This is a genomic window from Methanosphaera sp. A6 (genome assembly GCF_001729395.1).
GTDB lineage: Archaea > Methanobacteriota > Methanobacteria > Methanobacteriales > Methanobacteriaceae > Methanosphaera > Methanosphaera stadtmanae.
The window spans coordinates 1-8120 of sequence record NZ_MAIF01000001.1; the positions used below are offsets into that span (position 1 = coordinate 1).

Consider the following 8120-nt stretch of genomic DNA (forward strand, 5'->3'; position numbering starts at 1 on the left):
AGTTAAATCATATTTATAAAGATCATATATTCCTTTTTCTCTAAAAAAAGATTTTATATTCTCCATACTCTTGAAAAAAGAATCTACGTCAAATGAAACATATTCTTTATTTAAGTTTCTATTAAAATCATTAGCCATAAAATAATATAGATCACTTTCTTTTTTTCTTATATTCAAAATAGGTTCCATACTAAATGAAATTTTTGATGTATTGAAAACAGTTTTAAAGAAGAAAAATCCAATATCATATTCATTTAAATTTAAATCCGCATCTATTTTCTCTAAAAACGAAGTTTTATAAAGATTATATGGATATTTTACCATACTAAAAAGTTCATTTGAAAATAATTTATGAGATAATGAATTAGAATTCATAAAATCATTACTTAAACCATAATCTAATTCATATATGGATTTTAATTTCTCATCATAAATATTTACTGAACTTAGTACAATGTCAGAATTATTTTCTTTAGCAATATTATAAATATAATCTAAAGCTACCATAGATAACCAATCTTTAGAATTACATAAGAATATATATTCACCATTTACTTGATTATAGTTAAATTCTTGTTTCATTACAGATATTGGGATGTTACTTTGAGTTTTATAATAATCTATTATTTCTAAAACATCCTCATCACAATTATTATCAGGCATACATATAATTTCAATTTCATCTAATGTTTGATTAAGTAAGCTTTCAAAACACTCTGCTGTTGATTTTTTATCTGGAAAAACTGATAAACAGAGAGAAATTTTTATTTCCTTTTTAATAATAATCCCACCTTAACTAAATATTATAAACAGATAATTTATTTATTCTGTATTTTAGTAAAACTTCAATTATATTATCAAATTGACTCATATTAAATAATGTATCTTCATATTCTCTTGTTTTGTTAAATACATATTTTTCATTATTTTCTTTTATGCCTATGTTATTTTCTAAATATTTATAATGTAACAATGCCTTTTTAATAAAGTCAGAATTGATTTTATTATCCATATTTCTAAATAAGAAATAATTTTCATCTGAGCTATTTTCAGATAAGAAGTAAATATTTTCATAGTCCATAAATGTTATATTATTATCTTTATTCTCAACTGATTTTTTAAGATTTACATTTTTAGAGAGAATAAAACAGTTCTTGTAATAATAGTCAATAGAATTAAAATCTGCTATGATTTCATCTATTTCATCATCATTTTCTGCCTTATATATTATATTTACTTCTTCAATACTTTCTTTATATTTAAAACCAATACAATTTAAAATATATTTAAATCTATTACTATATGTATGATTTTGAAGAACATCATAGAGATTTTCTTCACAGATTTTGGATATTTCTTCTTCAGATAAATCCAAAGAATCTATTCTATCTAAATAGATAACATTATCTTTAAAAAGTTCATATATTCCTTTAGAATAGTTTGATAGTATGAATGTATTTGAAGACATTAATTCATAAACTCGTCTTGCAAACATGGTGTGTGAATCAGTAACTGTGTTAATATTTAATGCCATTTTACTTTCTTTATATACTGAGGGCATTTTATCAAAGGATACTTTTGGATATATGAATGGATCATATTTTGCTGGAAACATTCTATTTTCAGCAGTTGAATCAGATGCCCTGTTATATATTTTTAAGCCATACTTACTGTTAATTACCTTATCAAAAAAATCACACATTGTTTTACAACGATTTTCGAATTGATTATACCAACTACCTGCAAATATAATATCATTAGAACGTTTAGTACTAATAGGATTGAATAGATTTATTTGAGAAGCAAATAAGAGTACATGAACATTTTCATGTCCTCTTGCCCTATATCTTATTATACTATCTTCATCTGTTGTAAAAATATAATCAAAATGTAGAGCTGTGTCTATAAAGTTGTAATTAGGGTTATCAAATGATGTTGGATCCTCTTTATTCCAAAAAATTGTAGGAATTCCATGTTCTTTACAGTACTTTAATATATCCATTAATTGATTTCTACTATCCCATCCATGAATCAGGTTAACACCTATTTTTCCACCCCATGGAGAATAATTATTTTCAACAGCTATTCCCTCTACAAGATTACCTTCACCAACACCACTAAATGCTGATTCACAGAAAAATAAATCTATATCCTCTCTTTCAAATTTTTCATGCCAGTTTTCTGGTTCAACAGGTATTGCATTGAATTCATTACTATATGAATTATATGTAAATGGATCTAATACTACAGCTACATTCATATCCTTTGCAAATGGAATAGTTTTCTTATTAACTTTAACAATGTTACTAAAATATTTTCTCTTATATTCATAACAAGCAGTTATTGTCTCATCATAATTTCTATTGGCAATATTTTCAATAATATTCTTAAATTCAGGACTTAATACACCATTATCTCTTTTATTAACTTCATTAAATAAGTCATAACCCTTATCAAAAATACAGGACATATCAGTTTCAGGAATATATTCTGGTTTAATTATGAAATTTTTTAAGAAATATGTTAATTTATTTGCTAGAATATAGTGAACATATTCATCAACAATACCTTTTTCTTCACTGATTTCTAACATGAGGCTATATGCTTTTATACGACCAAGATTTTTATCTAAATCTACTTGGAAACTTACTGATTTATTATCTCCATCACGAAATGTTGTGTAAGAATAAATGATTTTATTTATAAAAGCAATTCCATTTGCATTTATCAATGCATTGAAAAGAAATACTGAATCCTCACCTGGAATATATTCTGGAAATGAAATATTATTTGATTTTATAAAATCAAGATTAAATATTTTACTTGAAAGCCCAAAATTTCCTAAAACAGAAAATTTATCTTCAATTGAATCCATATAAAAGTGTTTAGGATATTTTTGTTTGAAAACATCAACATCACCCTGTCTATCAGACCATGATTTTTCAGGATCTGAAAATGTATTAATAATCAAACCAGGAAATATCTCTTCATTATTATTAAATTTATTTTTCTTAGAATGTAGTCCACTAACTATATCTGCTTTACTTTTTTCTATTTCATTATATAATACTTCACAAGCATCAACAGTAAAAGTATCATCAGGATCTAAAAACATGACATATTTTGCTGTTGCAATATTCATACCCATGTTTCTAGGTTTTCCTGCAACACCACTATTTTCTTTGGAATAGATTGCTTTAACATTGTCATATTTTTTTTCATAATTCCCAATTATAGTTGGACTATTATCTGTTGAACAATCATCAACAAAGATTATTTCTAAATTTTCAAATCCTATAGTTTGATTTTTTAAAGATAGAAAACAACTTTCTATTGTGAATTGAACATTATAAACAGGTATAATTACACTAATAAAAGGATGCATTGAAAAGTCACCACTATTCTACATCATATAAATTTCCAAAGTTATATAATATAATATCATCTGGAATTGAATGTTTATCTATAATATTTCTTGTATCAAATATTACTGGCTTTTTCATTTCTTGTTTTATTTTATCAAAGTCCATATGCATGAATTCATCATGATTTGTAAGTACTAATATTAATGATGAATCTTTTATTGCTTCATCAAAGCTTAGATCTATTTTTTCTATATGAGGATCATATATTTTCAAAGTATAATCTTCTTTAAGATTGTTGATTATTTCATAAGATGGACTTTCCCTATCATCATCAGAATTTCCTTTATATGCCACACCAAATACTGATATTATTGGATTATCTTCATTTTTTAGAATTTTTCTAACATTTTCAACAACAAAATCTGGCATACTTCTATTAGTATCTCTAGCCAGTTTTATGATTTTTGCAGTCTCTGGTATAAGTGAATATATGAAGTATGGATCTATTGCAAGACAATGTCCACCTACTCCTGGCCCTGGTGAAAGTATATTTACACGAGGATGTTTATTTGCTATTTTAATAACATCTAATATGTTAATTCCTAGTTTTGATCCAATCTTTGCTAATTCATTTGCTAGTGCAATATTCACATCCCTATATGTATTTTCCATACACTTAGATAATTCAGCAACTTTTGCTTCAGTTTCTATAACTTCACCTTTAACAAATATTTTATAAACTTCAGCAGCTTTTTTAGCACTTCTTTTGTTGATTCCACCAACTATTCTATTGTTATGTATTAATTCATCAACCATGTTACCTGGTAGAACTCTTTCTGGACAATGTGCTAAGTATATGTCTTCACCAACATTAAATCCCCTATCTTCAAAGATACCTTTTATTGTTGTTTCAGTTGATAGTGGTGCTATTGTTGATTCTACTATGATAGTATCTCCTTTTTTTATAAGTGGTAATATTGATTTACATGCTGATATTACAAAACCTAAATCACAGGATAAATCTTCTTTTTTAAATGGTGTTGGAACTGTAATTATATAAACATCAGCTTCTTCAGGAGTTAAACTTGCATGATATGTTCCATTATCCAAACAAGCATTCATAATTTCATTAATTTTTGGTTCTTCTATTGTCATAACTCCATTATTTAAATTACTTATTATTTCTTCATTAATATCTACACCTACCACATCACATCCATTGGATGCAAATAATGCTGCTGTAGGTATACCTATATATCCTTGACCTATAACACATATTTTCATTATATCACTTTTATTATTATTGATAATGGTATTTTTAAAATCCATATTCAAACAAGATGATTATTAATTGATAATATTAAAATAAAAAAAATAATCATTATAAATACAATTATTAACTTAAACAAACTAATTTATAATCTAATTAACTTATTTTCTTAACTAATAATTAGTCTATATTTAATTATATTTAAATATTAAGATAAGATAATAATTTCATTAAAATATTATCTTTTTTTCTAGATTTTATAGAAATAAGACCCTTAATTATGTTAATTCTCAAAGCATATCCCATAAACAGATTCTATGAAAAAATACATACAATCAGTTACTTTACTAATTTAGTTTGACTTAACTAATATTTGATAATATATATTGGAAAATTAAAAAAAATAAAAAAGTATTATTTTATATTATAATCATGTTTTTGAAAAAATATATCAAAAAAATAACTTATAATTTATCAACTATCTGTTTAACAACATCATCTGTTCCAGGCACATTACCTGATGTTGAAATACCATAGACAGTGTTATTTTTATCCACATAATACCATACATCAGTTATATTATTTACATCTGAAACAGTTTTTGTTATTTTCTGAGAATTTGAAGAATAATACTCAGTTACTGATAAATTAGTAATATTATGTTTAGATTTATAACTTTCTATTCTTTGATAAATAGAATTATTACCACTGAATTTACGTACCTTCAATTGTTTAGTTCCATTATCTATAGTTATAGTATTATTTGTTTGATTGGATATACTATATCCAGAAGGTGGTGTTATATTAAAAGTAGTTGAATTGTTAGTTGAATTATCACTGAAACTAAATATTCCCGCATAAATAGAAATTCCCAATAGTGCAACTATACCCAATATTAAAAGAATAATTACCTGATTATTTTTCATTACTTTACCTCCATTTAATAGTTATTATAGTTTAATGTGCATTTTATAATACTTATAATTTATTAGAGAAAAACAAAAATCTATTAAAAAATTCACTAGATTAAAGAATTTAAATTATAAAACTGAAATTAACTAAAATTAGAGTAATATTCACACTTTTTTCTAGATTAGATATTTTAACTCTATTTTCAAAATAGAATTTGTTTAATAATACATTCTTGTTAAAATTAATAATGGAACTTCATATTTTTTTAGGTAAAATACTTCAGAGTATTAGAAACAATAGTTATACAGCTTAATATTTAGAACTTCAATAATTACTAGGTTTTCTCTAAAATTATCTAAGAATATACTTAAATAATTATAATATCATAAATAGAAAATAGATTATTATTCTTAAATAAAAAAAATATAGAATAACTTCATCTAGTAGTCATGAGGTATATATATGATTAAACCTACAGTATCAATTATAATTCCAATATATAATAAAGAAAAATACCTAAATAACTGTATATCTTCTATAAAAAACCAATCACTTAAAGATATAGAAGTAATATGTGTTGATGATGGTTCAACAGATGATTCATTATCCACACTTAAAAGTTATACTAGTGATGATTCTAGATTTAAAATAATTAAACAAGAAAACAGAGGTCCTGGATTAGCAAGAAATGTAGGTTTAGAAAATGCTACTGGAGAATATGTTTTATTTCTAGATGCTGATGACTGGATTGAAAGTGAGTCCTTAGAACAATTATATAAACAAGCAACATCTAACAATTCTGATTTAGTGTTATTTAATAGTATTGAACACTATCCTGATAATTATCTAAGAAAAAGGATATATGCAGTATCTAATGATATTAAAAATTATGATAATTTCACATTTAACTGTTTATACAATAAAAGATTAGTTATGAATAGTTACTTTATTGTATGTACAAAACTACATAAATTAGATTTTCTTAGAAAAAATAATATTAAATTCCAAGAAGATGTATTATTTGAGGATGTGCTCTTTCATATAAAAACCATGATAAAGGCAAATAACATTTCATATAATCCCCAATTTTTCTATCATTATGTGAGAACTGATAATTCAAGACAGAATACTTCCATTCAAACAAGTAAAAGTTTTGTATTGTTTGACATATTTAATGAAGTAAAAACTTTTCTGAAAAAAAATAAGTTAATGAATGAATTTAAATTAAATTTTTTAGAATTTAATATAACAGAGATAGAAAATATTTATAAAACCTTAGATAATGAATCTAAAGATGAATTGTTTTTAATTGCTAAGAATTATTTCAATAATATGAATATATCCAACAATGATGTAAAACAATTGCCAGATAAAAATAGATTCTTTTATAATACAATAAAACATTCCAAAAATTCAGTGGAATTTAATATTGCAAATACTGTTAGATTAGGTAAAATAGAACATGAATTAATAGACAAGACAAAATTAAATGATATGCTTAAATTAATACATGAATATGAAAAAGAAGATATGACTAGTACTTTAATAACTATAGAAGCCCTTATACATAATAATAAAAAAGCATATGATGAAATAAATAAATTAAATTATTTAAATGAATCAATAACTTCCTCCACTAGTTGGAAAATTACAAAACCATTTAGATATATCACAAGTATTATTCGAAAAATTAGGAATAATAGAAATAATAGAACAAAGACCAAAACCATAGAATACATTGAAGAAGAAAATAACATATTCTACAACATATTTAAAAAAATAGAAAATAATCAAATAAGATATGATGAATTACTAAATGATATTAATAATAAATGGTATAGACCAACTAAAAAATTAGATACAAAACTTACAACACAAACTGTATTTGATTTAGTTAATAATAATGTATATGATGAAACTTTTAATAATGAAAATATTCTATTAAAATATGAAAATATCCTATTTCGAGAAATAGTAAATGATGTGACAAAAAGTGATATAAATATATTGGCTTTTAATAAAATAAATTCATATAATTTATTTGATGAAGAATACTATAAAGAAAAATATAACTATAAATTACATATTAATCCATTACTTCATTATATATACATAGGATATTTAGAAGGAAAAAATCCCAATGAGAATTTTGATGGAAATTATTATAAGAAATTTAATAAAAATGCTGGAAAGTCAGAATTAAATCCATTAGTATATCTTGTATTGAATGGATTTGATGAAGGATTAGTTAAAACAAATGAAAGTAGTTGGCAACCATTAACAATAAATAGAAAGAATATTGAAGAAAAGATAAGGACTTTTAATGATATTGGAATAACAACAACTAAAAGAAAACAGAAAATAATAATTTCATTAACAACATATCCTGAACGTATAAATAATATACAATATACAATATATTCCTTATTAACACAAACTTTGAAAGCCGATGAAATAATTCTTTGGTTATCTGATGACGAATTTCCAAATAAAGAAGAAAATATACTCTCTAACATATTAAAACTTAAAAAAAATGGATTAACTATAAAATGGTGTAAAAATATTAAATCATA

At 23.6% G+C, this 8120-nt stretch carries 5 protein-coding genes; 1 reads left to right on the top strand and 4 read right to left on the bottom strand.

Annotated elements, in window-relative coordinates; all coding sequences use genetic code 11:
- The 4 genes from A9758_RS00005 to A9758_RS00020 all read right to left on the bottom strand — a co-directional run.
- Nucleotides 1–786: glycosyltransferase family 2 protein (locus A9758_RS00005; RefSeq protein WP_158005501.1), on the bottom strand; the 786-nt coding region annotated here is incomplete at its 3' end.
- 10 nt (nt 787–796) lie between these two features.
- A complete protein-coding gene (locus A9758_RS00010; RefSeq protein ID WP_069776301.1) occupies nt 797–3385 on the bottom strand; it encodes a glycosyltransferase in 2589 nt (862 codons plus the stop codon).
- 13 nt (nt 3386–3398) lie between these two features.
- Nucleotides 3399–4649: a nucleotide sugar dehydrogenase gene (locus A9758_RS00015; RefSeq protein WP_011405830.1), complete on the bottom strand. Its 1251-nt coding sequence runs from the start codon at nt 4647–4649 to the stop codon at nt 3399–3401.
- Nucleotides 4650–5099: 450 nt separating this feature from the next.
- Nucleotides 5100–5561, bottom strand: a complete 462-nt coding sequence (locus A9758_RS00020; RefSeq protein ID WP_011405829.1) for a hypothetical protein — start codon at nt 5559–5561, stop codon at nt 5100–5102.
- Nucleotides 5562–6009: 448 nt separating this feature from the next.
- On the opposite strand from A9758_RS00020, the gene A9758_RS00025 reads away from it, so the two are divergent.
- Nucleotides 6010–8120, top strand: a 2111-nt coding sequence (locus tag A9758_RS00025; protein ID WP_143740844.1) for a glycosyltransferase family 2 protein, incomplete at its 3' end; no start/stop codon positions are given.

What these genes read in the sequence shown, in the direction of transcription:
- A9758_RS00010 (WP_069776301.1), bottom strand. Translation starts at nt 3,385, where the DNA reads ATGCATCCTTTTATTAGTGTAATTATACCTGTTTATAATGTTCAATTC.
- A9758_RS00015 (WP_011405830.1), bottom strand. Translation starts at nt 4,649, where the DNA reads ATGAAAATATGTGTTATAGGTCAAGGATATATAGGTATACCTACAGCA.
- A9758_RS00020 (WP_011405829.1), bottom strand. Translation starts at nt 5,561, where the DNA reads ATGAAAAATAATCAGGTAATTATTCTTTTAATATTGGGTATAGTTGCA.